The organism is Synechococcus sp. A15-60, assembly GCF_014280095.1.
Taxonomy (GTDB): Bacteria; Cyanobacteriota; Cyanobacteriia; order PCC-6307; family Cyanobiaceae; genus Synechococcus_C.
The window spans coordinates 1,048,146-1,070,776 of sequence record NZ_CP047933.1; the positions used below are offsets into that span (position 1 = coordinate 1,048,146).

The 22,631-nt window shown below is 56.1% G+C and carries 27 protein-coding genes; 13 read left to right on the top strand and 14 right to left on the bottom strand.

The features are described 5' to 3' along the window. Positions 1-137 precede the first annotated feature (137 nt). The 4 genes from SynA1560_RS05635 (at position 138) to SynA1560_RS05650 (ending at position 3,406) form a co-directional block, all read left to right on the top strand. On the top strand, positions 138-629 hold the full coding sequence (locus SynA1560_RS05635; RefSeq protein WP_186501367.1) for a DUF2214 family protein: 492 nt from the start codon (positions 138-140) through the stop codon (positions 627-629). Positions 630-706: 77 nt separating this feature from the next. Beyond that, on the top strand, positions 707-1,309 hold the full coding sequence (locus tag SynA1560_RS05640) for a peptidase (RefSeq protein ID WP_370523189.1): 603 nt from the start codon (positions 707-709) through the stop codon (positions 1,307-1,309). Positions 1,310-1,584: 275 nt separating this feature from the next. Further along, positions 1,585-2,565: a pentapeptide repeat-containing protein gene (locus SynA1560_RS05645; RefSeq protein WP_186501368.1), complete on the top strand. Its 981-nt coding sequence runs from the start codon at positions 1,585-1,587 to the stop codon at positions 2,563-2,565. A gap of 226 nt (positions 2,566-2,791) precedes the next feature. Beyond that, positions 2,792-3,406 carry a L,D-transpeptidase gene (locus tag SynA1560_RS05650; RefSeq protein WP_370523213.1) on the top strand — a complete coding sequence of 205 codons (615 nt, stop codon included), beginning with the start codon at positions 2,792-2,794 and terminating at the stop codon, positions 3,404-3,406. A 45-nt stretch (positions 3,407-3,451) separates the two neighbouring features. Here SynA1560_RS05650 and SynA1560_RS05655 read toward each other — a convergent pair whose 3' ends face one another. The 3 genes from SynA1560_RS05655 to hisIE all read right to left on the bottom strand — a co-directional run bounded on the left by SynA1560_RS05655 (position 3,452) and on the right by hisIE (position 6,423). Next, positions 3,452-5,032 carry a hypothetical protein gene (locus SynA1560_RS05655; RefSeq protein ID WP_186501369.1) on the bottom strand — a complete coding sequence of 527 codons (1,581 nt, stop codon included), beginning with the start codon at positions 5,030-5,032 and terminating at the stop codon, positions 3,452-3,454. Positions 5,033-5,374: 342 nt separating this feature from the next. Next, positions 5,375-5,500 carry a hypothetical protein gene (locus tag SynA1560_RS13750; protein WP_255477085.1) on the bottom strand — a complete coding sequence of 42 codons (126 nt, stop codon included), beginning with the start codon at positions 5,498-5,500 and terminating at the stop codon, positions 5,375-5,377. Positions 5,501-5,754: 254 nt separating this feature from the next. Beyond that, positions 5,755-6,423, bottom strand: coding sequence for a bifunctional phosphoribosyl-AMP cyclohydrolase/phosphoribosyl-ATP diphosphatase HisIE (gene hisIE / locus SynA1560_RS05660; RefSeq protein ID WP_186501370.1), 669 nt, complete (start codon positions 6,421-6,423; stop codon positions 5,755-5,757). Positions 6,424-6,628: 205 nt separating this feature from the next. On the opposite strand from hisIE, the gene SynA1560_RS05665 reads away from it, so the two are divergent. From SynA1560_RS05665 to SynA1560_RS05675, 3 genes are all read left to right on the top strand, one after another. Further along, complete coding sequence (locus SynA1560_RS05665; protein WP_222930238.1) at positions 6,629-6,781, top strand: hypothetical protein; 153 nt, start codon at positions 6,629-6,631, stop codon at positions 6,779-6,781. Positions 6,782-7,357: 576 nt separating this feature from the next. Further along, positions 7,358-8,926, top strand: coding sequence for a prolyl oligopeptidase family serine peptidase (locus SynA1560_RS05670; RefSeq protein ID WP_222930228.1), 1,569 nt, complete (start codon positions 7,358-7,360; stop codon positions 8,924-8,926). Positions 8,927-9,099: 173 nt separating this feature from the next. Then, on the top strand, positions 9,100-9,579 hold the full coding sequence (locus SynA1560_RS05675; RefSeq protein ID WP_186501372.1) for a 6-carboxytetrahydropterin synthase: 480 nt from the start codon (positions 9,100-9,102) through the stop codon (positions 9,577-9,579). A 15-nt stretch (positions 9,580-9,594) separates the two neighbouring features. Here SynA1560_RS05675 and clpB read toward each other — a convergent pair whose 3' ends face one another. Next, on the bottom strand, positions 9,595-12,210 hold the full coding sequence (gene clpB / locus SynA1560_RS05680; RefSeq protein ID WP_186501373.1) for an ATP-dependent chaperone ClpB: 2,616 nt from the start codon (positions 12,208-12,210) through the stop codon (positions 9,595-9,597). Positions 12,211-12,352: 142 nt separating this feature from the next. Here clpB and SynA1560_RS05685 point away from each other — a divergent pair, with 142 nt between their 5' ends. The 5 genes from SynA1560_RS05685 (at position 12,353) to SynA1560_RS05705 (ending at position 14,505) form a co-directional block, all read left to right on the top strand. Continuing rightward, positions 12,353-12,562 (top strand): hypothetical protein, encoded by a 210-nt coding sequence (locus tag SynA1560_RS05685; protein WP_186470655.1) that lies wholly within the window; start codon positions 12,353-12,355, stop codon positions 12,560-12,562. 158 nt (positions 12,563-12,720) lie between these two features. Further along, positions 12,721-13,113 carry a hypothetical protein gene (locus SynA1560_RS05690; protein ID WP_255477086.1) on the top strand — a complete coding sequence of 131 codons (393 nt, stop codon included), beginning with the start codon at positions 12,721-12,723 and terminating at the stop codon, positions 13,111-13,113. Between the two features lie 172 nt (positions 13,114-13,285). Beyond that, entirely contained in the window at positions 13,286-13,567 is a 282-nt protein-coding gene (locus SynA1560_RS05695) for a DUF3104 domain-containing protein (RefSeq protein ID WP_186501374.1), read from the top strand. A 116-nt stretch (positions 13,568-13,683) separates the two neighbouring features. After that, entirely contained in the window at positions 13,684-14,055 is a 372-nt protein-coding gene (locus SynA1560_RS05700; RefSeq protein ID WP_186501375.1) for a transposase, read from the top strand. 297 nt (positions 14,056-14,352) lie between these two features. Then, a complete protein-coding gene (locus SynA1560_RS05705) occupies positions 14,353-14,505 on the top strand; it encodes a hypothetical protein (protein WP_186501376.1) in 153 nt (50 codons plus the stop codon). Positions 14,506-14,873: 368 nt separating this feature from the next. On the opposite strand, the gene SynA1560_RS05715 is transcribed toward SynA1560_RS05705, so the two are convergent. Then, on the bottom strand, positions 14,874-15,038 hold the full coding sequence (locus tag SynA1560_RS05715) for a hypothetical protein (RefSeq protein WP_186501378.1): 165 nt from the start codon (positions 15,036-15,038) through the stop codon (positions 14,874-14,876). A gap of 59 nt (positions 15,039-15,097) precedes the next feature. On the opposite strand from SynA1560_RS05715, the gene SynA1560_RS05720 reads away from it, so the two are divergent. After that, a complete protein-coding gene (locus tag SynA1560_RS05720) occupies positions 15,098-15,403 on the top strand; it encodes a hypothetical protein (protein WP_186470660.1) in 306 nt (101 codons plus the stop codon). A 35-nt stretch (positions 15,404-15,438) separates the two neighbouring features. Here SynA1560_RS05720 and SynA1560_RS05725 read toward each other — a convergent pair whose 3' ends face one another. From SynA1560_RS05725 to SynA1560_RS05765, 9 genes are all read right to left on the bottom strand, one after another. After that, complete coding sequence (locus SynA1560_RS05725; RefSeq protein ID WP_186501379.1) at positions 15,439-15,606, bottom strand: hypothetical protein; 168 nt, start codon at positions 15,604-15,606, stop codon at positions 15,439-15,441. A gap of 211 nt (positions 15,607-15,817) precedes the next feature. Continuing rightward, entirely contained in the window at positions 15,818-16,213 is a 396-nt protein-coding gene (locus tag SynA1560_RS05730) for a hypothetical protein (RefSeq protein WP_186501380.1), read from the bottom strand. A 19-nt stretch (positions 16,214-16,232) separates the two neighbouring features. After that, positions 16,233-16,460 (bottom strand): Nif11-like leader peptide family natural product precursor, encoded by a 228-nt coding sequence (locus tag SynA1560_RS05735; RefSeq protein ID WP_186501381.1) that lies wholly within the window; start codon positions 16,458-16,460, stop codon positions 16,233-16,235. After that, the gene (locus tag SynA1560_RS05740) at positions 16,457-16,819 is read right to left on the bottom strand and encodes a c-type cytochrome (RefSeq protein WP_186470663.1); all 363 of its coding nucleotides are present in this window, start codon (positions 16,817-16,819) and stop codon (positions 16,457-16,459) included. The genes SynA1560_RS05735 and SynA1560_RS05740 overlap by 4 nt, the downstream gene beginning before the upstream one ends. 125 nt (positions 16,820-16,944) lie before the next feature. Continuing rightward, positions 16,945-17,304 (bottom strand): plastocyanin, encoded by a 360-nt coding sequence (petE, locus tag SynA1560_RS05745; RefSeq protein WP_186470664.1) that lies wholly within the window; start codon positions 17,302-17,304, stop codon positions 16,945-16,947. Positions 17,305-17,323: 19 nt separating this feature from the next. Further along, the gene (locus SynA1560_RS05750; RefSeq protein WP_186501382.1) at positions 17,324-18,346 is read right to left on the bottom strand and encodes an NAD(P)-dependent oxidoreductase; all 1,023 of its coding nucleotides are present in this window, start codon (positions 18,344-18,346) and stop codon (positions 17,324-17,326) included. Beyond that, on the bottom strand, positions 18,343-19,401 hold the full coding sequence (hemE, locus tag SynA1560_RS05755) for a uroporphyrinogen decarboxylase (RefSeq protein WP_186501383.1): 1,059 nt from the start codon (positions 19,399-19,401) through the stop codon (positions 18,343-18,345). Before hemE ends, SynA1560_RS05750 begins: the two co-directional genes overlap by 4 nt. Before the next feature lie 98 nt (positions 19,402-19,499). Then, positions 19,500-21,797, bottom strand: coding sequence for a 1,4-alpha-glucan branching protein GlgB (gene glgB, locus SynA1560_RS05760; RefSeq protein WP_186470667.1), 2,298 nt, complete (start codon positions 21,795-21,797; stop codon positions 19,500-19,502). A gap of 69 nt (positions 21,798-21,866) precedes the next feature. Beyond that, a complete protein-coding gene (locus SynA1560_RS05765) occupies positions 21,867-22,613 on the bottom strand; it encodes a DUF3887 domain-containing protein (RefSeq protein ID WP_186501384.1) in 747 nt (248 codons plus the stop codon). Positions 22,614-22,631: the final 18 nt, after the last annotated feature.

The window sequence follows — 22,631 nt, forward strand, 5'->3', positions numbered from 1 at the left end:
CCGAATTTCGATTTTGTTCGGAGTGTGATCGAAATTGCTTCAGGTTTCTTCAAGGCACGCGCGTCTGCTCGTTGGCGTGTTGACGCCGGTCAATCCATGCAGTCGCTACTGTCACCACCGGTTCTCGCACTGATTCCATGCCACTGGCCACTGTGCTGACTCCAGAAATCGCCAAGAGTGCTGGCGTGGCCTTCGTGCATTACCTGAGCTTCATGCTCTGCTTTGCAGCACTGGTGGTTGAGCGCCGACTAATCCGTCCTGACCCTGATCGACGGACAGCCACCACCATGGTGATCACCGATATCATCTATGGCATCGCCGCATTGGCCCTGCTGGTGAGTGGGATCTTCCGGGTGCTCTACTTCGGTCAGGGGAGTGAGTTCTACACCCAGAACCCCTTGTTTTGGTGGAAGGTTGGCCTCTACCTGAGCGTTGGTGGTCTCTCGCTTTATCCCACCGTCACTTACATCCTCTGGGCAATTCCTTTGCGCAAAGGTGAACTTCCCAATGTCAGTGAAGTCCTGGCCACCCGTCTGGGCTGGATCATCAATGTGGAGCTGGTGGGTTTTGCTTTGGTGCCCCTGTTGGCAACACTGATGGCGCGAGGTGTCGGACTTCCTGCGGTTTAGATCGTTCAGTGATTCCTGCTGAAGTCTGCCCTCCAGCCCAAGACGTCAAGATTCTGGAGGGTGAAACGCTGAATGCCTTGGCAGCTGCTCAGGCACCTGGATATGGAACCAGTTTGGCCACATCTCGGTTCGGCATTCCTTCCCTGCCCCGGTGGTGCGTCTGGGTCGAACCCTCCAGTGGCCTTGAACCCGATCGCTGGGAGCAGCGCTGGATTAACAGTGTCGATCAAGCGTTGAGCGCATGGTCAACGCTCCTGCCGATCACGCGGGTCGAGGATCCGCGTCAAGCGCATGTGCGCGTGGAGCGCCGGCGACCACCGTTGCGTGACGTCGCTGGCCAGTGGAGAGCTAGTAACGGTCGTGCTTTGCTTCAAATCCTGGAGGTGCGTCGCCAGGATGTGTGGAGATTGGAGCCACGCGTCACGGTTTTGGTGTCTCCCGAACTGCGTGCGCAGTCGCTTCAAGCCACGGCTTTGCACGAGCTTGGCCATGCATTTGGTCTTTGGGGGCATAGCGATACTCCCGCCGATGCTTTGGCGCCGGTGCAAGGTGCTGCGCCGGTGCTGAGGCCGTCGGATGGTGATCGACGAACGTTGGATTGGCTGCGTCAGCAGCCGACACGCTTTGGTGCTGAGGTTGAGCCAGAAGCGTCTCGCGATGATGTTGAATCGCCACGCTGATCCAAGCTGTTGCGCTGACCCTTTCTCGGACAGCAGTTTCAAGACCAGGACTGCTATCTCGTCTAGTTAACAAAGCAATGGGTGCGCAAAATTTTTTAATCCAAATCTTGCTGTTTAGAGAAGCTTATTGGTTCAGTTTTGTGAGGGTTTAGGCGTTTACGAAATTGCGGCATCGTCTTCGTCTTGATTCTGGCTATGCGTGTGATCGTTTGGCCACATTGAATTTCGGCAGTGAGTCAAATTTGCTATTGATTTGATGTAAAAGTTTGACCTCCATGGGTGTTACCAATTGGATTTATGATTACAGGCTGCCACTTGATGTGGTCGATGGCTACGAAACACAATCAGCTACACCCAACAGCTCGAAGTCCATCTCAGACCCACTGACAGGCCTCGCTGCTCCGTCTGAAGTCGACCGCGAGATGGAGGTGAGGTCCGAATTAGAAGCGGACTCTGTTTGCAGTTCTTGGGACCCTTCCCAAGTCGTGCGATCTGGGATTTTTGGGGATGAACCCTATCGCCCATTGTTGCCTGATCCATTTAGGCGCCGGGTTGTCGACTGGTCGGCAGCACAGGATCAAAACTTCCGCGGTTGGGATTTTGATTCACTCATGCTTGCACGCGGTGATTTTTCAAGAAGTGATTTTACGAATGCTGAAATGCGGAGTCAAAATGTTTGGTCGGCTATTTTTCAAGACTCGATCCTCTATTCGGCGAGTATCCAATACAGCGGTTTTAGGTTTGTGGATTTTTCTGGCTCCGATATGCGAAGACTGAATGGGATCAAGGCAGATTTGAGGGATTCAAAGTTTAATCAATCCGATTTGAGAGGGGCGAACCTGACGTATGCAAATCTGAGAGATGTAACTCTTAAAGAAGCCAAGATATTCTCAACAATGTTTTTCAATGCATTTCTCGAAGGGGCGTCAATGGTCAATGTTGAAGGAGAGGGGTCTTGTTTTTGTGATGCGCGCCTTGAAGAGTCGACGTTGATTGAATCTGCATTCAATCAGGCAAGTTTTAAAGGGGCAGATCTTGGCAATGCACGTGCTACTGGTGTTGATTTTCGTGATGTGGATTTTACTGATTCTGATTTAAGCGGCACAATCTTTGATGGTGTGGACCTTAGGGGCGCTGAAATTAGAAATGCCACATTGTCAGATGCTGTCTGGACCAATACGGTCTGTCCTGATGGCAGTACGAATTCAATGAGTCTTCCATGCTTGGGTGATCAGCAAATTCCTATACAATTATGATTCATTCGTGTTGACAAAGTTGTTCGAAACACTTGGGGTAAGGGATAAGCCTCAGTGTTTTGCATGGTCAATTTATGTTTTTATTCGTCGATTCGTTCTGGATTCGAGCCGGTAGTTCCATCCTCGCTAGCGTTGCTGTAGTGATTGAAGGTAGACCGTGAAGATCGCAAACAGGTTGCAATACAGCACCGTTCTGCGAGCACTGACATTTGCAGCTTTTGCGGGAATTGTGACCAGCTGCGCCGGGTCTGGTTCCGCTCCATCTGCCGACGGAGATGCGGCTGAGGTGATTCGTATTCAGCTCGATGGCGCTGATCCTGCAGCCAGCACCGGTGAAGGGGTGACAGGAGTTGAGTCGAAGCGCTTCCAGGTGGGCTTCGGTCGCAACGGCATCGCCTGTGCAGGAACGCGCTTTGAGGAAGGCTGGACTCCGTTGGGAACGTTCAGGGTGAATGCGATTCTCAGCGCTGATCGCTTTGCCATGGACCCTGATCTCGTCAAGTTATCTGGAAAGAGTGAGGCCTACCTGCGCGAGAACCTCTTCCGCAATATGAGTGCGATTGATTTCAAGGGTGACGGTGAAACCGGTGAGTACGGAATCGGTTACGTCAGCCTTGCTCCCGTTCCAGCCACGCCTCAGCCTTTTCGCTTCAACACGTACGACGGTCAATTCCGCTGGTACAGCTTTGCGATCCACGGAACCAACGATGACTCGCGCGTGGGTCAAGCCATCACCGGTGGTTGCATCAATGTGAATCAGTCTGTAATGGCTGCTTTGCTTAAAACGGTGCAGTTGGGTGACGAAGTGGTGATCCATTCCGACACGCCATGCACCCCTTGATGCCCAGGCACTGTGATGATTGATTGGAGAAATTATTTGTTGTTGTTAGTAATTGAAGGCAAAAGAATCGGCTATGAGCGAGTCTCCCTCTGGGCTGTTTAAGGCTTGGCGAAAGCTGTTGAAGTTTGTGTCGTATTGATTTAGGATATTGCCGTTGTAAGCAATTGGGTCGGACGACGGATTGCTAAATATGAATAGATTTAGGGTGCCATTTATTTTGCCTGGGATGCCGAATGTTTCGTTGTCGCGCGTTGTGACCTTGATCGTGCGTTGCTCAAGTCTCACGTTGCTGTCGCTTGGTTCGAAGCTCCAGTTGGGATCAGCTGGAATCCCAGTCAGAGAGTCAGCATTGAAAACAACCGCATTCGGTTGCGTGAATGTGAAAGGGAGACTGGGGATTGGGTAGCCGTCGTTGGTGGGGAGTGGGTTGCCGTCTTGATCGAATCCAAACAGCATGGTGATGTCGTAGGGAAGTTTTAGAATTCCATCATCGTTGAGAGTGATATTGACCCAGTCTGACAGTCGGTTTGTAGTGTTGATGAATGCGGAGATTTGAAAATTATTCTCCAGGCCTGAATCGCTTTGCAAGGCTGAAAGGCCATAGCTAATGGCTGTGTTGTCAATGAACAAGCCATCCAAGGTGCGAGCTAATCCTCGTTCTTTGGCAGTGCTGTGTCCAGCTCTTTCGCTTATCGTTTGCGGTGCTTTCGGATAATTGGTTAGGCCTTGTGGTGTGAGGCTAACCATGGGTGCGAGTTTGTCAGCGTTGCGTGTGGTCAGTGCGTTTAATCCGATTGCAAAAGCTGCAGACGAGTAGACAGAAGGGCTTATGAGAGGAAGTTGACTCGCATCGCCCTTGCTAGGGATTCGTGTGCTTGAACGCTGAAAACCGCGAACAGAGTTGTAATCAATTCTGACATCATTTGTTCCTGCTCCTGTTACTCGAAATAGTGAATTCGTTCCTGCACTATTGTTGAGTTCAATCGATAATGGAATAACCTGCGCATCGTTCGGGATGTTGTTGGCGCGAGCTGCTGATTCAATATTGTTGAGTGGGGGGAACAGGCCGCTTCTGGCGGCAATCATGGGTTGTGGTGGCAAAGCCCTGTCGAAAATATTTCTAGCTCGAATGGCGCTCAGACCAGTAGCGAAGATGAGGTGCTTGTTTTGTGCCCAACGCGTCAGACTTCCTGGTGTGAATTGACCATCTGGTATGTCACCCGCTGGTGCATAAACAAGCTTTTTGACTAATCTCTCCCAATTGAAATCGATCCCATTTTTGTCTGAAAGTAAAGGTAACATGAACGGTTCAACGCTTCTTTGCCCGAACTGAGGAAGCCTTTCGAAAGCCTCTCGGACTTGCCCAAGAAATCCTGAGTTTGTGATGGCATCGGTGCCCGACTTTGATTGAAGTGCTGTATTGATCGCGGTCGAGCTTGCCAGAGTGGTCAAAGCCCAGGTGCCACCGGAATTGGCTGCGATTGCATCGGTGTTGCCGAACAGGTTGTTGAGGTCTCTGGTTTGGCCTCGTTGCTCAAGCGCGTCGAGGGCTCCAGCTGTCATCCCGTAGAGCGCGCTGAGGCTGTGCCAGCCACCACCACTAAAAGCAACGAGTTTTTGGCTCATATCCTTTCTCCAAGCTGTAGTTTTTTAGCCCATCTAACCTGTGCTGCAGAGTATGGGTGTTGATTCTTAGACGGCTAGGTAAAGCTTGAGTTGCTTCCATCTGCCTCAATGTTGTTAATGGGCCAAAGTCTCGGTGGATTTCTGTCTACGACGAGTGGTTGTGGTGGCAGGGCTCCCTCGTTGCTCTGGACGGCACTTCATCCAGTGCCGATGATGCGCTTTTCCTTCGCGTCTCATCCAACATCTCCGTCGATACGAAGTTGCCTGAAGGGATGTCTTGTGCTGGTGTGAAGATGAGATCGTCGACAAGTCGCTTCGTCAAGTCGCTGACATTCGTCGTTATCACCCAATAGTTGACATCAGGTCGATCAGGTCGCTGACCGTTTCGGTGGAATCTCCAAAGCGTGAAAGCTGTTTGAACGCTTGCTTCACCTGGCCGAGATGGCTGAAGCCCGTGATGGCGTTCATGCCCGATTGGGTTTCTTGAGCGCCCAGGCTCCGCCTGATTTGGCGGAAATGGCATCCACCCACGCAAAAAGCCGGTTAGGAGTCCTGCTTTCCCCTTCGTCCTCGAGAACGTCAAGGGCTCCCGCAATCATTCCGTAGAGAGCACTGAGGCTGTGCCATCCACCACCACTCAAGGCGTGAGTCGTTGGCTCATGCCGCTCTCGGCTTCGATGCAGCCCATGGGTGAACAGCTCAATCCTGGATGTTTCGCGGCTTCAGTGACGCCGTGGTGCCCCCCGACGGGCCGCCAGCACCGCCTGCACTTTTCTCCAGCTCACGCCGTGATAGGCAAGTGCGACCTGCATGTGGAACAGGATGTCGGCGGCTTCGCCGGCAATTTCGTCGGCATCGTTGTCTTTGCAGGCCATCACGAACTCGGCGCTCTCTTCGCCGATCTTCTTGAGAATGCGGTTGTCGCCACCCTCGAGCAGCTTGTTGGTGTAGCTCCCTTCCTCAGGTGCGTCGCGTCGAGCTTCAATCACCCGCATCAGCTCCGTGCAGGCATCCGCTGGGGGAGGAAGCGCATGTTCGCCGCCCTCGCTGCGCTGGTCCTCCTCTTCGAAGAAACAGCTGCGTGCACCGGTATGACAGGCCACATCACCGGTCTGTTCAATGGTGAGCAGGAGAACGTCGGCGTCGCAGTCGTAGCGGATTCCGCGCAGTTTTTGGGTGTGGCCGCTGGTACCCCCCTTATGCCAAAGCTCCTGTCGTGACCGACTCCAGTAGTGAACTTCTTCGCTGCGGAGGGTGTGTTCCAGCGCCTCGCGATTCATCCACGCCACCATCAGAACGGCACCATCAAGCCAGTCCTGAGCGATCGCGGGGATCAAGCCGGCTTCGTTGAAGCAGAGCTGATCGATAAAGGCAGGGGTGAGAGACTGCATCAAGCCGTCGCGCACGCAAACGAGGTTGCAGTGATCCTCGCGCAGCGCGGTTCAAAGGGCCCTTGTTCCTTGCAGTGGACTGACTTGCTCCAACGGTCAATCTGACGACAAACTGATTCATATTCCTTACGCAAGATGTATTAAAACCGCGAAGTCATGTCCGCGGGATCTTCCGATTACAACGATTGCAATGAGCCGACGAGGAATGCACCCCTCCCTGATGGTGTGCAACAGCCCTAAACGCCAACATTCAAGACCCGAGAAGGCGCCCAGTGAAATCACTGGATTGGAGTCACCTCAGCGTCGTCGCTTCCTGCGGGAACTGCGTAAAGACGAGGCTGACGCAGCGGCCAAGTGAGGCCGCCTGAGTTCGACGGCATCCGATGTCGTATTGGTGAATGGCTTTGGGTGTGATTTTTTAGTGCAGCGAAGGTGCCTGTCTCGTGTGATGGGCAAGCCCCACTGCCATCGATACGTTGACAGCAGCGCTTCCAACGTTGCAATGCGAGCCCATCTCAAGCGACTTCTGGTTGGCGCTGGTCTGGTTCTGGTGGGGAGCACTTTGATCAGTGCCTCGTCAGCCTCGAACCGAAGGGCGGTCACGCCTTTTGACTTTTTCACCACCCGAGAGGCCTCCAGCCCGCAGATTTCACCTGACGGTCAAACACTGGTTTTTGTTCTGGAAGAACCAGGTCCTCGAAAAGAAGGTCAACCCTGGAGTGGTGATCACGATCTTTGGAAAATGCCTGCCGACGGCAGTGCGGCTCCCCAACGCTGGCTTGCAAGTCCCCAGAAGGATTGGTCACCTCGCTGGTCCCCCGATGGCGGGACACTGGCCTTCCTCTCCAAGCGCAACAACGCTGATGGGGATCCGTCTTCGACGCAGATCTATCTATCGGACCCGCTCGGCACTCAGGTGAGACAGCTCACGCGCGTGACCGGCGATGTCTCCGGATTCCGCTGGGCCCCAGATGGCCGCACTCTCGCGTTTCTGTTAGCGGACGATCCCGGTGATGCCGTATCGGGTCCCCAGCTCTCGAGTCGTCCCAAGCCGTTGACAGCGCTGTTTGAAGTGTCTGTGTTGGGGGGAGATCTCAGACGGATTTCACCTTCGGATCTGAATGTGATCGACTTTGACTGGTCCCCGGACGGGACGCGAATTGCCGCGTTGTCCTCTCCCAGTGCCAAGGTCTCGGATTTAGTCAGTGCCAGACAGTTGGTGATCCTCGATCCCTCTGTTGGTGAAGTGGCGCGTCGTTTCACCAATCGCATCGGCTGGGACTCCCCAGTGCTGTGGTCTCCCGATGGCGAACTCATCCATGTGGATGTTTGGAGTCCTTCCCCTGGCGATGCTTGGTCACCTGCATTGATCTCAGCCACCGACGGTCACACGCAGATTGTGTTGGATGGCATCAAAGCGACGATCGCAGACACACGTTGGTCTGCTGATTCTCGCTTTCTGTACGGTCAATTGTTGGAAGGTAATCAGATGTCTCTCGCCAAGATTGATCGAGAGACAGGTGCGATCGAGCGCTTAAGCCCGACGGGTGTCAATATGTTTGCTAAGAACAGCTACACCATCCACGATCAGTCAGGTCGTGTTGTGTTCCTCAAGGGTTCACCTTCAACATCACCTGATCTTTGGTTGATTGGTGAGGACCAGACATCCAAACAGCTGACGCGTTTAAATCCGCAGTTTGATGCGATTCGCTTTGGCGATGTGCGTGAGGTGAAATGGCGCAATCCAGATGATGGTCACACGGTGCATGGATTCTTCGTTCTACCTCTTGACTATCAGGAAGGTCGTCGCTACCCGATGGTGACGATTCTCCATGGCGGTCCAACATCGGCATGGAGAATTGGTTGGTCAGACGGTTTCACCGATTGGGGTCAGCAATTAGCCGCCCTTGGCTATATCGCTTTTTTCCCAAATGTTCGTGGTTCACTGGGGGCTGGAGTTGATTATGCCAATGCCAATACAGGAGATTTAGGTGGAATTGACTATGAGGATGCAATGAGTGGGATCGACGCTATGGTGTCGCAAGGATTTGCTGATCCTAATCGTTTGGGTGTTGGTGGTTATAGCTATGGGGGTTATCTGAGTTCTTGGAGTATCACACAGACCCCACGATTTAAGGCGGCTGTTTCGGGTGGAATCCTTTCGAATCTGATCAGCTTTTATGGAACGACTGACAATCCTGTGTATTTAAGAGTTCATCTTGGTGAACCACCTTTTACTGAGCCATCGCTCGCCTGGCAACGCTCTCCTCTTAAGCATGCAGCTCAAGTAACAACGCCTGTGATGTTTTATGGGGGTGACAGCGACTACCGCACGCCCCCTGGTCAGGTCCATGAAATGCATCGCGCGGTTGAAGATGCTGGGGTGACGACGTTGAAGGTCCTTTATCCAGGAGAAGGTCATGGATTCGTAGACCGCAACAATCAATTGGATCTGATGCAAAGGATGCTCGATTGGTATGGGCGTTATTTGCCCGCGGATTAACGACTGAATGTGGTTGGGTGATGTTGTTTTCCTTGAACCCTGGAACCCTGATCTCGCTGTGATCCATGGAGAGTGGCCTGAGCTCCCATCGACGGCTCTGATCCTCCGAACGGATCAAGATGGAGATGTCGACAGGCAGAGTCGTCTTGCACTGCCTCTCCTTCTTCCGCCTGATGCCTCTGCCTCCCACTGGTCATACCTGTAGCAAGCAGTTTGAGGACTACCCCTGTTGTCACCGGCAGTGGCAGCACCCTGGGCATTGCCGGTTTGTGCACGGTTACAGCCGCAGTTTCACGTTTTGGTTTGCCGCCACTGCGTTGGATGCTTGCGGTTTCGTAGTGGATTTCTCCAGCCTCAGGCCTCTGGAGAAACAATTACGTGACCAGTTTGATCACACGTTTCTTGTGAATGCTGACGACCCGCTGATGGAGCAGTGGCAGACACTGCATGCCCAGGATGCTTTGGATTTGCGGGTGATGGACAACGTGGGCATGGAAGCCTCTGCCCAGTTGGTGTGGGGCTGGGCCAACACCCTGTTGAGGGAGCGCGATGGTGGTCGCTCCTGTTGCTGGAAGGTGGAGGCCCGGGAGAACCGAGCCAACGGAGCCTGTTATGAAGCCCTGCCGGAATGGTTTTCCGCTACGCAGCCATGACGGCAACGTTAGTGATCAGCGAAGCACCAGCTCCTCCCGCTCGTCGCTTCCCTGAACTGGTTCCACATCCACGTTCACGGTGGCCCCATCGACATACCGTCCCGCAAGGATGGCTTTGGCAATGGGGGTTTCAAGTTTGCGCTGAATCGCCCGCTTGAGTGGACGTGCGCCATACACCGGGTCGTAACCGGCGTTCGCCAGCCAGTCGGTGGCTCCGTCGCTGATGTTCAGATCGAGTTTGCGTTCCATCAAACGGCTGCGCAGCCTCTCCACCTGCAGGCTGACGATTTGGCGTAGCTCATCCCGCCTGAGGCTGTGGAAGATGATCTGATCGTCGAGGCGATTGAGAAATTCCGGTCGGAAATGGCCACGGAGGGCCTCATTGACTCGCCGCTCCATCACGTCGTGCTGGTCGTCATCGCCCCCGAGATCGAGAATTGACTGGCTGCCGATGTTGCTGGTCAGGATCAGCACCGCATTGGTGAAATCCACGGTGCGCCCTTGCCCATCGGTGACGCGGCCGTCATCGAGGATCTGGAGCATCACATTGAACACATCGGGGTGTGCCTTCTCCACCTCGTCGAACAAGATCACGGCGTAGGGCCTGCGACGCACCGCTTCGGTGAGCTGACCGCCGGCCTCGTAACCCACGTAGCCCGGAGGGGCTCCGATCAGACGACTGACAGTGTGCTTCTCCATGTATTCCGACATGTCGATGCGCACCATGGCCTCTTCACTGTCAAAGAGCTGCGCCGCCAGGGCTTTGGAGAGCTCCGTTTTCCCAACACCCGTGGGCCCGAGAAACAGAAAGCTGGCGATCGGTCTGTTGGGATCACTCAGACCGGCGCGTGAACGCTGAATGGCATCGGCCACGGCTGTGACGGCCTGCTGCTGCCCCACGACGCGGTCGTGCAGCTGGGTTTCAAGGCCCAGCAGTTTGGCCATTTCCGATTGCACCAACTTGGCAACAGGGATCCCCGTCCATTTGGCAATCACTTCGGCGATGTCGTCTTCAGTGACCTCCTCCCGCAACAGCGATTTCTCCTGGACCGACTCATCATCTCCAGCCAGGGCCGTTTCTTTGTCCGTCAACTGCTTCTGCAGGGTGGTGAGAGTGCCGTACTCCAGCTCTGCCGCTTTGTTGAGGTCGTAGCTGCGCTTGGCTTGCTCCACCTGCAGTTGCACGCGTTCGATCTCTTCCTTGAGATTGGAGAGTTCGTCGATGGCGCCTTTCTCCTGCTGCCACTGGGCATTCAGGGTGCTCTGCTGTTCAGCGAGTTCAGCGAGTTCGCGTTCCAACCGCTCCAACCTCTCCTGACTGGCGACATCGGATTCACGGCCGAGAGAGAGTTTCTCCATCTCCAGTTGGAGAATCTTGCGATCGATCTCGTCAATCTCCTCCGGTTTGGAGGTGATTTCCATCTTCAACCGCGCGGCTGACTCATCCACCAGGTCGATCGCCTTATCTGGCAAAAAGCGGTCGGCGATGTAGCGACTGCTGAGCACAGCAGCGGCCACCAAAGCGCTGTCGGCGATGCGCACGCCGTGATGCACCTCATAGCGCTCTTTCAGACCACGAAGGATGGAGATCGTGTCTTCAACAGTGGGTTGGTCGACCATGACCTGCTGAAAGCGGCGCTCCAGAGCTGGGTCCTTTTCGATGTGTTGGCGGTGTTCATCCAGCGTGGTGGCGCCGATGCAACGCAGTTCACCGCGGGCCAGCATGGGTTTGAGCAGGTTGCTGGCATCCATGGCTCCGCCTGTGGCGCCGGCTCCCACCACGGTGTGGATCTCATCAATGAACAGCACGATCTGGCCGTCGGAGGACGTGACCTCCTTCAAGACGGCCTTGAGGCGCTCCTCGAACTCCCCCCGATACTTGGCACCTGCGATCAGAGCGCCCATGTCGAGGGCGATGAGCTGACGATTTTGTAGGGCTTGCGGGACATCGCCATTGACGATCCGCTGAGCCAGCCCCTCCACGATGGCGGTTTTGCCGACACCCGGTTCGCCGATTAGCACCGGGTTGTTCTTGGTGCGTCGGCTGAGGATTTGGATGGTGCGGCGGATCTCTTCATCCCTGCCGATCACGGGATCCAGTTGTCCATCACGGGCAGCGGCGGTGAGATCGCGGCCATATTTCTCCAGGGATTCGTAGGTTCCTTCTGGGTTTTGATCGGTCACGGTCTGGCTTCCACGCACGGCATCGATCGCGGTTTTGAGGGCTTTCGGCGAGGCACCCGCCTGGCTGAGCAGTCGTTTGCCGCAGCGGGAATCCTCGGCCAGCGCCAGCAACAGGTGCTCGATGGAGATGTAGCTGTCTCCGTAGGCCTGTTTCAGTGTCTCGGCGCGATCGAGCAGACCGTTCAGGCCGCTCCCCAGATACACCGACTCCGGCGGTGTCTGCAGGGATGGTTGCTGGGAGAGATGACTCTCGACACTGTCTTGGAGGGTTGTGGGGCTGACTCCGGCTTTCTCAAGAATGCGGTTGGCCAGACCGTCCTGCTCCAGAAGGGCCAGCAGCAGATGTTCCGTTTCCAGCTGCTGATGCCGTCGCTTCTGGGCCAGGTTCTGGGCCGAAAGGATCGCGGCCCAGGCCTTTTCGGTGAATTGTTCGGCCGTGGGTTGCATGGTTCCGTTGGTGCTGAGACAACCGTATGGGTGATTGCAGCTTGTGAGGTCCGGAGGACCCATCCCTTGGGGTTCGGCCTCCACACCCTGATGCGGTCAACCGGTCTGGATCGGTAGGGTCCACCGCACACGCTGCAACGTGATGTCCGAGGTCAACACTGTGGATCCGAGCCTGGTGCTGCGACTGGTGGCGCGTGTTCGTGAGCTTTATGGTCCGACGCCTTCCGATCTTGAGCGGATGTGCTGGACCGTGGTGCACGAGCATCATCATGCTGCGTTGCCGACGGAGTACGACATCCGGGAGGTGGATGAAGAGTTGTACATCGCTGTGCTGACAGCCGCTCGCCAGTAACACCGAGGGCAGAGACCCATCGCAAGACCCTGCTGGGGTACTCAATGCGAGACAGTCATGTTCCAAAGCATTGGATGTGATCGAAAAAGGGACGATGTTCTTCGCTTCTCTGCCGCGTGTCGGCTGCTTGTTCTGTTGAACGATTAAGAAGCTCATGGATGGAACCGTCACCGTTGAGACCCACCTCGGGTTGCACGTTCCGATGGCTCTCCTTCAAGCGTCAAACTTCCAAGGAATCCAGCAAGACCGCTTTGAGCGACGCAGCAATGTTTGCTTATCTGGTGACCTTGGCCTACGGCGATGTCGACGTCCCAACCCTGGCCCAAGTGGTGTTTCTCAGCGATCGGGAGGGAGAGGATGCCAGCTCAGTGGCGACGTCTCTGCTTCAAAACGCGGAGGCACAAGCTCCGCAGATGCCACGATTTGACTGGACGACCCTGAAGGTTCATGGAAGCCAGACCCTTAGCCAGGCTGACCTGGGGAGGTTGGTGGCCGCCGCAGCCAAGGGCCAGGTGGGTGTTGGTCGTGTGTCTCCCTTGAGGCTGCGCTGAAAGGGGTGTTTCATCCTGTGATCGGCCATTGGTGTTCAACAGCTGATGGATTTTTCCGTTGCTTAGTAAGTCCTATTGCTTATGGACTGCTGTTTCAGTCCACCCTAAAAATTCATCAATGCCTTCGGCATTGACTCAAGTGTGAGGCTCTTGTCAGTTCTGATGGAGAGCAATGCCTTTGCAAGGAAATCGTCCACCGTTCATTGGTTTGAAAGTTGGTGATCTGGTGTTAGTGCAATCCACGCCCAACCCTGACCCTTCAGATACAGATTGGTGGATGGGGTGGATTGTTCGTTGTACTCATCGTTCCCAGTGCATTCATGGCACCACGATGTTTGAAGTGAAGGATGCCGACACGGGTGAACTTCGATCGGTGGATGCTGAGCATGCAACACGCTTGGTGCTTGCTGGCATGGACGCCACCAAAATGGTTCCTCTTGTTCCTGTGTCTTGAGAGCTTGTTCTGCTGGATGTTTGCAATCATTGGTACGGATGCATTCCAGCAAGCACTGCCCTGCTTCACGTCTGAGAGAATGAAATCTGGTCTTTCCGGAATGGAGCAGCCGGTCGATGGGTAGCAAGTCTGGATTTACGGCGCGAGAAGTGGAAGAGATCAAACGTCTTTACCTCGAAGAAGGTCGTTCCCATGCTCAAATCGCCAAGATTGTGGGGCGAGGGAGTGAACATTCCGTGCGTAATGCGCTTGTGAAGGCGCGAGTGAGTCGAGTTGGTGGTGAAGGTAAAAAGTTGGAGCGATTCAAGCCTGGGCAGATCTATGGAAAAATAACTCTGATCAAGCAGCTCGTGAAGTCAAAGAAGCTTCGTTATCACGTGGCTTGTGATTGTGGCTATGAATTTGATGTTGATCCCTATTTGTTGACACTTTCAGATGGCCACAAGAACCAAATCGCGATGTGTCAGCAATGCAAGGTTTCGCAATGACGGGCAGTCATTGGAGATGACGTTTCCCGGTGTTTGAGGGAGTGACCTGATGTGTTGAGGATGACCGCGTCAGGCAGCACTCCAACCACGATGCCCTTCAACAAGGTCAGCCAGAGAGTTTGTTGATCCGAGAGGCCAGGTGTCTGTTGCACATGTGTGATCACGCGTTGGTGCCGTTTTCTCAGCCATGGGCGCATCATGTGGGCTCTCCTCTGGTGAGCCTTCGGTTCAGCCCTGTGCATTGGGGACAAGCCGTGGCAACAATGTCCAAGGAGGGGTGTTTGTTGGCATCGCGGTATGAACAAGAAGCCTTGGTGGCAGCGCTTGAGTGCTTATCTGTTCGGCGTGGTCGACGAATATTGGGCGATGCGGGAGCCATCCCAATACCACGAGCACAATCCCCAGTGCGATCTGGAGCCCAATCCGACAGCATCGGAAGTTGCCGACTGAGGTTGCAGTGAACCGATCGCCCACGCGGATTGATTGATCGTTGTTGCTGGTACCTGCCAGAGCGCTTGGCTCTGGCTATCGATTGAACATCAGCCCAAGAACGGAGTGGTCGTATGCCTGTGATCAATATTTCCGGTGAAAAAGTCCCCAAGCTGGATCAGGTGTCTGAGTATTGGCCACGAACCATTCAGCAGTACTGGCGAGATCAGGAAGGCCGGCAGAAGTCCTTGTCGGCAAGGCTGCTTTCGGAGTCCATTCGATTGAAAGGAGCCTCAAGGCCTCGCAAGCAATGGTTTGCCAAGCGCCAGAGCTTCGTTTCTCCAGCTCATCGGTAGGCAGACGTGCTGAGCCATTGGGCTTGAGAGGCGTCAGCGCGGATGGTTGCCGGCCAAATTTGTTTTGGCAGCCTTCAGGGCTTCTTCGCAGGCAGCCCTGTCGTCGCGGTCGATGTCCCCATTTTCCCCATTCAACCGAGCCGTTAAAAAGGCAATCTCATCGTTCCAGTACCGGCTGTCTTTCGTGTCGTTGGGCATAGTTTTCGGTGGGGTCAGCAAGTTGTCCGCCTTACCATCCCAGCACCAGAGCGCGATTGATGGCTGTTGTTGTCCCCGAAGATTTCGACTACGACGCGGAGATTTCCTTCCTCGAGATCAGGGATCAGTTACCGCTCATTGACCCCGAGTGTCTTTCGCCAAGTGATGTGCTGGCCATCCTTCTCCATCTGTTCCAGCAGAAACCGGGCTTTTTGGATCGTGGTCATGACATCAACAACTCGGAAACAGCCTGGGTGAACGGCTATCTCTATCGGTTGCGTGCGGGCGCCGACGCCCAAGGGATGGAAGCGTTCCAGGTGGAGTGCATCGGGTCGAGCGTCGATCGCATGGCTGAACTGCGTTGAAACGGCGCTTGGGCGCTTGGCTGCCCCAGACCACTTCAATCTCGATTGGGCCGATCCGTGAGATCACACTGGTTGATCCCCTGGGCATTGGGATCGACCTCTCTCAGGCGCTGAAGAATGTTGCGCAGGTCTGCACCTGCCAGTTCACCATTGCTTTCCCATTTCAGGCTGGTTCCGCGGCGGTTGTGAACGGAATCGTGCATGGCCCCTTGGAAGTGGGTGAATTGTCGGCGCTCGTGGTCTCATGCGGGGAGAGCGTGGCCAATCCTTAAAGGAAGTTTAAAATGTAGCAACTGCTACGCATATGGCTGCATCCCGTGAACGTGGCTCCCTGTCTGAATGGAAGACCTGTTCCCCATCTAGGCAAGCGGGTCTTCCTGCTGACACGCGGAGTGCCCCCGCTGTCGTCGTCGTTCAGCCGAACCCTTGCGCTTTTGCTTGACGGATCAACGGGCGCTGATTCCCCTTGACCAAGACCTGACGCTCGTGCGCATCTCCCACGTGGGGAGCGATTTCAACACCTTGTTGCTGCATGCGCTCCTGCCACGCGGCTTCCTGGCTTGAGCCCGTTTCACTCTGCAGGTAGGCCGTCACACTGGCGTTGGCCTTGTCGTTCGGCGCAAAAAACAAGGTGCCTGGTCCGCGCCGTTGACGCGTCAGGTTTCGTCGCAGACGTCGTTGTTGCGTTCCCGCCCACAATTGCCCAGCCGCTGAGGTCATGTAGTCGTTGAGTGATGGCTGATCGGTGTGTTCACTCAGCGCCATGGACGTGCCATCGATGAAGTCGCTCAGCAGGGTGACCACAGACATCGCCAACGTTTTGAAAACGTCAGTCTGTGTCTCCGCCGGGGCGGAGGCCAAGTGCACTGCGCTTCCACCAGCCATCCAGTGATGAGCTCTGGGCGTCTTCGATCAGATCGGAGGCTGAAACAGCGAAGTCAAGCCGTCTCGCCAACGCGACAATCTCAGCATCATCGTTGCAGCTTGCGAGCTCTCGGCGAAGGGATGCGCTGTGTTCAAGGGCATGAACGAAGCGACGCAGTCCTTCTTGGCTCATCGCGACCAACCCTTCTCCGCTTGGCGTTCTACGAAGGCGGCGACGTCATCGATATCGGTGGCGCTCAACTTGCCCTCGAAGGCCGGCATGGCGTTTCTGCCATTTTCGATTTGGGTCTCGATAGCTTCGATTGGGTCCTGCAGGTATGACTCCAGGTGGGCTTGGAGGTCCTGCTGGCTGAGGGTTCGACTGGCGCGAATCACATTGCCACCACCCATATGGCAAGCCGCGCAGTTGGCGGAAAACAGCTGTGCCCCATGCTCGACGTCAGCATCCAGAGCTGCCGTCACTGGAAGGGCCGTCATCAAGCCGATGCATAGGCTGAGAATCAAGGCCAACACAGGGAAGGGGTTCAGCATCGTTTGCTGATCAACACTGCTTCAACACTATCGATCGACGGCCATAAGAAAAGATCTCAGAGAGATGATTCACTCTCTGAGATCTGAAGATGGTGATTTGAAGAAAAAGGCGGTGATCGAGAGAATCACTCAACGATCACTTGGCCAACCATGCCAGCACCGCGATGGGGCTCGCAGTAGTAGTCGTAAGTGCCAGCTTCACTGAAGGTTTCCTCCCAGGATTCGCCAGGTGCGAAGGCCAGATCAGGATGGCTCAGCTCATCGTGGCCTTCGAAAACGGCGTTGTGAGGCGCCATTTTGTTGTTCACAAACTTGACGGTGTCACCCGCTTTAATGGTCACGCTGCTGGGCTCAAACGCCAGCATGCCGGAATCGGCGCCGAGCTTCACTTCGACAGTTGCAGCGTTGGCGGAAGCCACGCCGAGGGAGCAGGCCAGCACGAAAGCCACGGCTGCGCTGAGAATGGTTTTGAGACTCTTCAGCATTGGATCTAAAGGGAATGAGTCAATTAAACCGCATGGATATGGGCCCTCGTGGCGGAAGTCCTGAATCCTGTAGGACGGCTTCAAGATCTGAAGCATGACTGCTGCCCCCGAACTGCTCCGGCTGGGTCACAGGGTCATGGATGAAATGGCGTTGCCGGATTGAAAAGCGATCCCAGGCGTTGACCTCAATGGGCAGAACTCGGATCAGGGTCTCAATCAGCCACGGCCAGAGCGGAATGCCGGGGGTCAGCCGCACGCCACGCCAGCGACAGAGGGTGGCCACGGCGTCGTTCACACCGATGGCGCGCTGACCCATCACAATGCGGCGCACCGCGCCTTGACCGGGTTCCGAATTGCGCTGATGCGGTGTGGTGGCGAGATGACCGCAGATGGCAGCGATGTCTGCGGCATGGATGAAGTGGAAGCTGGCATCGGCTCGCAAGAACCGTGCCAGCCAAAGCCATTTGCTCGCTTCCGCCAGGCCTTCGGTGAGGTAGCTCGTCGGGAAGCGACTGGTGCCGTCGACGCGACCGCCAAACACCAGCGTTGGAAACACAGCAACGATCTTCTCTGCGAGCGGATGTTCTTCCAAATCCTTGAGGCATTGGGCCTTGGTTTGGATGTACTCCGTGCCGTAGGCCAGGGCTTCCTGCAGAGGTTGAAGATGCCGGTCAAGAATGCTCGCGGTTGAGAAATAGGTGATCTGCTCGATCCGATCAGGATCCAGCAAGCTCAGCATCTGCTTCACCGCCACCACATTCACCTGCTGCGCTCGTTCAGGGTCACCCCATGCCGTCGCCGTGTGAATCACGCGTGTCACGGTGGCCAACTCGGCGGCGAACCGGTCGGTATCCCTCAGGTCGCCGACTAAGAGCGTCACCCGCGGATGATCCGCAGGAATCGCGGTCAGCTTCTCCGAATCTCGAAGCCAAAGAAGTAATTCCGCATCACTGTGCTCGAGGAGCCAGGCCGTGGTGTATTGACCAACGCAGCCGCTGGCGCCGGTGATCAGGATGCGCGCCGGGGTTGAGGCCTGGCTCAAGCGAGGGCACCCACGCGGTCCATGACGCTCTTACCGGCCTTGAAGAAGGCGGCACCGTTCTCCTCAGGAGTGCCGGGAAGAATGCCGTGACCAAGGTTGAGGATGTGCTTGCGGCCGCGGGCTTTGCGCACGCAGTCATCGATGCGCGCTTGGATCGCTTCGGGTGTGCCGAACAGCAGGCCAGGATCCACGTTGCCCTGAACGCCCACGTGCTCCGGCAGGCGTGCCAGCGCTTCGGCCATGTCAACGGTCCAGTCGAGGGAGACAATGTCGACGCCGGTTGCCGCCATGCGTTCAATCACACCGGCGCTGCCGGAGATGTAAAGAATGAACGGGGTGTCGGGGTGGGTCTGCTTGACCAGATCGACAACCTTTTTCTGGTAAGGCGCAGCAAACGTGTCGTAGTCCGCTGGACTGAGCTGCCCTGCCCAGGAATCAAACATCTGCACCACCTGGGCTCCGGAATCGATCTGGTAACGCAAATAATTAGCGATTGATTCGGCGAAGTGGTCCAGCAGCTTGTGCAGGATCGCCGGCTCCTGGAACGCCATTGCCTTGATCACGGCGTAGTTCTTGCTGCTCTTGCCTTCCACCACGTAAGCGGCCAAGGTCCAGGGGGCACCGACGAAGCCGAGGACGGCTGCTTCATTGCCGACGCTCTGGCGTAGACGACCCAGCACCTCACCCACGAAGGGCATGGATTCAGCCGGATCAAGAGCGTGCAGGGCCTCCACTTGGGCCATGCTGCGAATGGGATCGCCGATCTGGGGCCCTTTGCTCTCGATGATGTCGAAATCGATGCCCATGCCTGGCAGGGGCGTGAGGATGTCAGAGAACAGGATCACGCCATCAGGCTTGAAGGCGTGGAACGGCTGCATGGAGATCTCGTAGGAGAGATCCGGGTTCTCCGAGCGCTCGCGGAAACTGGGGTACTGATCCCGCAGGTCCCGGTAGATCTTCATGTAGCGCCCGGCCTGGCGCATCATCCACACCGGAGGACGCTCCACCGCTTCACCGCGGGCTGCGCGCAGCAGCAGAGGCAGAGAGTCGCTCATCAAGCCGAATTCAGGTCATTCGGAAACCTACCTGAAGAGTCCGTGCTCTCGGCCAGGTTTCTCGCCACACTGAGCTGTTCGTCACATGGAGGATGTTGTTAGACCTCGGTTGTTGACGACTGGGGGAGGAGACTGCGCTTGGGATCGTGGCGGAACACCATCAGGCTGAGCGGCGGCAAGCAGAGATCCAGGGAGTTCTCATAGCCGTGAATGCCCCATTCGTCAGTGGGCTTTCCACCCATGTTGCCCAGGTTGCTGCCGCCGTACTTGGCTGCGTCGGAGTTGAAGATCTCTTCGTAGAAGCCGGAAAGCGGAACGCCGACGCGGTAGTGGGAGTGGCTTTGCGGTGTGAAATTGGCGACGACCACCAGCCAGGTGCCGCTGGCGCTCTCTCGACGCATGAAGCTGATCACGGAATGGCGATTGTCATTGCAGTCGATCCACTGGAAGCCAAATTGATCAAAGTCATCACGCCACAGCGCCGGTTCTGACTTGTAAAGCGCATTGAGGTCGCCAACCATCCGCTGCAGCCCCTGATGCGGCTCGAAATTGAGCAGATCCCACTGCAGATCTCCCCACACGTTCCATTCAGCACGCTGGCCGAATTCCATCCCCATGAAGATGGTTTTCTTGCCTGGATGCGTCCACATGTACGCAAGTAGCGCACGGGTGTTGGCGTACTTCTGCCAGTCGTCGCCTGGCATTTTGTGCAGAAGGTGGCTCTTGCCATGCACCACTTCATCGTGGCTCAGGGCAAGCATGAAATTTTCGGTGTATGTGTACCAGATCGAGAAGGTGATGTTGTTCTGGTGGAACTGCCGGAACCAGGGATCGAGCTCGAAGTAATCGAGCATGTCGTGCATCCAACCCATGTTCCATTTGAGGTTGAATCCCAGACCTCCGATATCCGTTGGTTGCGTCACCATCGGCCAGGTGGTGGATTCCTCCGCGATGGAGAGAGCTCCAGGGAAGTGCTGGAAGAGCACGTGATTGGCCTGCTGGAGAAAGCGAACGGCTTCAGTGTTCTCTCGGCCGCCGTTCTCGTTAGGAAGCCATTCCCCGTCAGGCCGTAGATAGTCGCGGTAGAGCATCGATGCGACAGCATCCACTCGGATGCCATCGATGTGGAACTGGTCAAACCAGAACACCAGATTGGCCACGAGGAAGTTGCGCACTTCGTTGCGGCTGTAGTTGAAGATCAGCGTTCCCCATTCTTTGTGCTCGCCGATGCGCGGGTCAGCGTGCTCATAGAGGTGGCAGCCATCAAAGAAGGCCAGGCCATGGCTGTCCCGGGGAAAATGACCAGGAACCCAGTCGATGATCACGCCGATGCCTTCCGCATGGCAGCGATCGACAAAGGCGCGGAATTCATCGGGTGTTCCGTAGCGGCTGGTGGGCGCATACCAGCCAGTGACTTGATATCCCCAGGACCCATCAAATGGATGCTCGGTGATCGGCATCAATTCAATGTGGGTGAAACCCCGCTCCTTCACATAGGGGATCAGCCGGTCGGCCAGCTCAGAATAAGTAAGCAGTCGGGCCCCTGGTTTGAGATCTGCCGCAGGTACTGGTGCGCGGGGGCTGCCATCGGCCTCGAGAAACGGCTCGTCTGCCGAGGCATGCATCCAGCTGCCCAGATGCATCTCATAGACGGAGATGGGCTGGTCGAGAGCATTTTTGCTGTCGCGTGTCTGCATCCAGCTGGAGTCGCTCCACTGGAATCCATCCAGATGACTGACGATGGAACTGGTGTCTGGCCGTACCTCGTGCTGGAAGCCGTAGGGATCGGCCTTCTGGTAGCAGTGACCGTTCTGGGTGCGGATCTCGTACTTATAGAGATGGCCTTCGGGCAGGCCTGGAACGAACAGTTCCCAGATCCCTCCGACGCGTTGCTGCATCGGGTGCAGACGTCCATCCCAGGAATTCAGGTCGCCGATCACACTCACGCTGAGAGCGTTGGGTGCCCAAAGGCAGAACATCACGCCTTCGACCCCAGCCCGCTCACAGCGATGGGCACCCATCCTGCGCCAGATGTGGTGATGGTTGCCTTCAGCAAAGAGATGGCGGTCCATCTCCCCCATCCATTCTTCTCGGAAGGCCCAGGGGTCGCTCTGTTCGTGGGTGATGCCTCCGCGTTCAACCCGGACCCGGTAGTGGCAATCAGGATCCTTGGGCAGCTCGACCTCGAAGATCCAGGGGTGGTGAGGGGTCGCCATGGCGATCTCCTGTCCACTGAGTAGCAGGGTGACCCGCTGCGCTTCAGGCATCCAAACCCGGATCACCCAGGTGCCGTTCTCCAAAGGCTGGGGGCCGAGAATGGAGAAGGGGTGGTCGTGTCGGCATTCTGCGAGACGCTGCGCGTCCTCAACCATCCAGTCGAGCACCGTGCTGGGCATGCCGTCTGACATTCAATTGGGCGGGAGCTTAAGCGGAAAATTCCCTCAAACTCCCTCCATGCCAGGGAGTCAGACCAGATCCGCTGAGAAGTCGACGTTGATGATCCGCCCCTGACTGTTGAAGATCACAAAGAGGTTGTCGGTCACTTTGCCGAATTCAATTGTCACCAGAACCAGTTGCTGCTCGCTGCCCTGGCTGGCTACAAGCGCACTTTTGACGTGCTTCATCCCCCCGAGCACCCGCTCCAGCTTCGACCATTTGCGTTCCAGGTCAGCTGGTGAAATTTCTTTCTGGAACTCCAGATCCAAGTAGTAGCGCGCTGCGATCCAGCGACCGTCTTGGAGATCCTTGACGAAGTTGAGTGCGGTTTGCTCGATCGGCAGCAGCGTGCCGACCCATTTCCAAGCCAGCAGTTTGCCGTCGTCATCCAGCACCAGGATCAGGGGGGCTTCCCGGGTTCCTTCATTGGTCACGGTCACCGTGTCAACGGTGGTGTCGTCGAGACCTGGGTTGATTTCCACCACACGGAAGGAGTCGATGACCGGTGCGCGTTTCAGTCGCTCGCCGATTGCTTCAACGCTGCTGGCAGACTTCAGGGGCGGCGCCAGAAGGTCGTAAATCGCCTGGGCGTCACGCGTCTGAATCGCTCTCAGCAGCGCACTGGCTGACGCATTGGCCTGTGCCGCTGTCAGGGTGGTGCGTGTTGAGCTCTCGGCCTGGGCGACGTGAAGATCGGCTTTGACACTCGCCGCGGGGATGAGCTCCACCGTGCAGGTGGCCAGGGCTGCGGCCAGAAGACAGGGGGTGAGCTTCACGGCAATCGACAAAGTAAG

Coding starts and splice junctions, on each gene's coding strand:
- SynA1560_RS05635 (WP_186501367.1), top strand. CDS start 138: ATGCCACTGGCCACTGTGCTGACTCCAGAAATCGCCAAGAGTGCTGGC.
- SynA1560_RS05645 (WP_186501368.1), top strand. CDS start 1,585: ATGGGTGTTACCAATTGGATTTATGATTACAGGCTGCCACTTGATGTG.
- SynA1560_RS05655 (WP_186501369.1), bottom strand. CDS start 5,032: ATGAGCCAAAAACTCGTTGCTTTTAGTGGTGGTGGCTGGCACAGCCTC.
- SynA1560_RS13750 (WP_255477085.1), bottom strand. CDS start 5,500: ATGAACGCCATCACGGGCTTCAGCCATCTCGGCCAGGTGAAGCAAGCG.
- hisIE (WP_186501370.1), bottom strand. CDS start 6,423: ATGCAGTCTCTCACCCCTGCCTTTATCGATCAGCTCTGCTTCAACGAA.
- SynA1560_RS05665 (WP_222930238.1), top strand. CDS start 6,629: ATGCACCCCTCCCTGATGGTGTGCAACAGCCCTAAACGCCAACATTCA.
- SynA1560_RS05675 (WP_186501372.1), top strand. CDS start 9,100: ATGCCTCTGCCTCCCACTGGTCATACCTGTAGCAAGCAGTTTGAGGAC.
- clpB (WP_186501373.1), bottom strand. CDS start 12,210: ATGCAACCCACGGCCGAACAATTCACCGAAAAGGCCTGGGCCGCGATC.
- SynA1560_RS05685 (WP_186470655.1), top strand. CDS start 12,353: ATGTCCGAGGTCAACACTGTGGATCCGAGCCTGGTGCTGCGACTGGTG.
- SynA1560_RS05690 (WP_255477086.1), top strand. CDS start 12,721: ATGGAACCGTCACCGTTGAGACCCACCTCGGGTTGCACGTTCCGATGG.
- SynA1560_RS05695 (WP_186501374.1), top strand. CDS start 13,286: ATGCCTTTGCAAGGAAATCGTCCACCGTTCATTGGTTTGAAAGTTGGT.
- SynA1560_RS05700 (WP_186501375.1), top strand. CDS start 13,684: ATGGGTAGCAAGTCTGGATTTACGGCGCGAGAAGTGGAAGAGATCAAA.
- SynA1560_RS05705 (WP_186501376.1), top strand. CDS start 14,353: ATGAACAAGAAGCCTTGGTGGCAGCGCTTGAGTGCTTATCTGTTCGGC.
- SynA1560_RS05715 (WP_186501378.1), bottom strand. CDS start 15,038: ATGCCCAACGACACGAAAGACAGCCGGTACTGGAACGATGAGATTGCC.
- SynA1560_RS05720 (WP_186470660.1), top strand. CDS start 15,098: ATGGCTGTTGTTGTCCCCGAAGATTTCGACTACGACGCGGAGATTTCC.
- SynA1560_RS05725 (WP_186501379.1), bottom strand. CDS start 15,606: ATGCACGATTCCGTTCACAACCGCCGCGGAACCAGCCTGAAATGGGAA.
- SynA1560_RS05730 (WP_186501380.1), bottom strand. CDS start 16,213: ATGTCTGTGGTCACCCTGCTGAGCGACTTCATCGATGGCACGTCCATG.
- SynA1560_RS05735 (WP_186501381.1), bottom strand. CDS start 16,460: ATGAGCCAAGAAGGACTGCGTCGCTTCGTTCATGCCCTTGAACACAGC.
- SynA1560_RS05740 (WP_186470663.1), bottom strand. CDS start 16,819: ATGCTGAACCCCTTCCCTGTGTTGGCCTTGATTCTCAGCCTATGCATC.
- petE (WP_186470664.1), bottom strand. CDS start 17,304: ATGCTGAAGAGTCTCAAAACCATTCTCAGCGCAGCCGTGGCTTTCGTG.
- hemE (WP_186501383.1), bottom strand. CDS start 19,401: ATGAGCGACTCTCTGCCTCTGCTGCTGCGCGCAGCCCGCGGTGAAGCG.
- glgB (WP_186470667.1), bottom strand. CDS start 21,797: ATGCCCAGCACGGTGCTCGACTGGATGGTTGAGGACGCGCAGCGTCTC.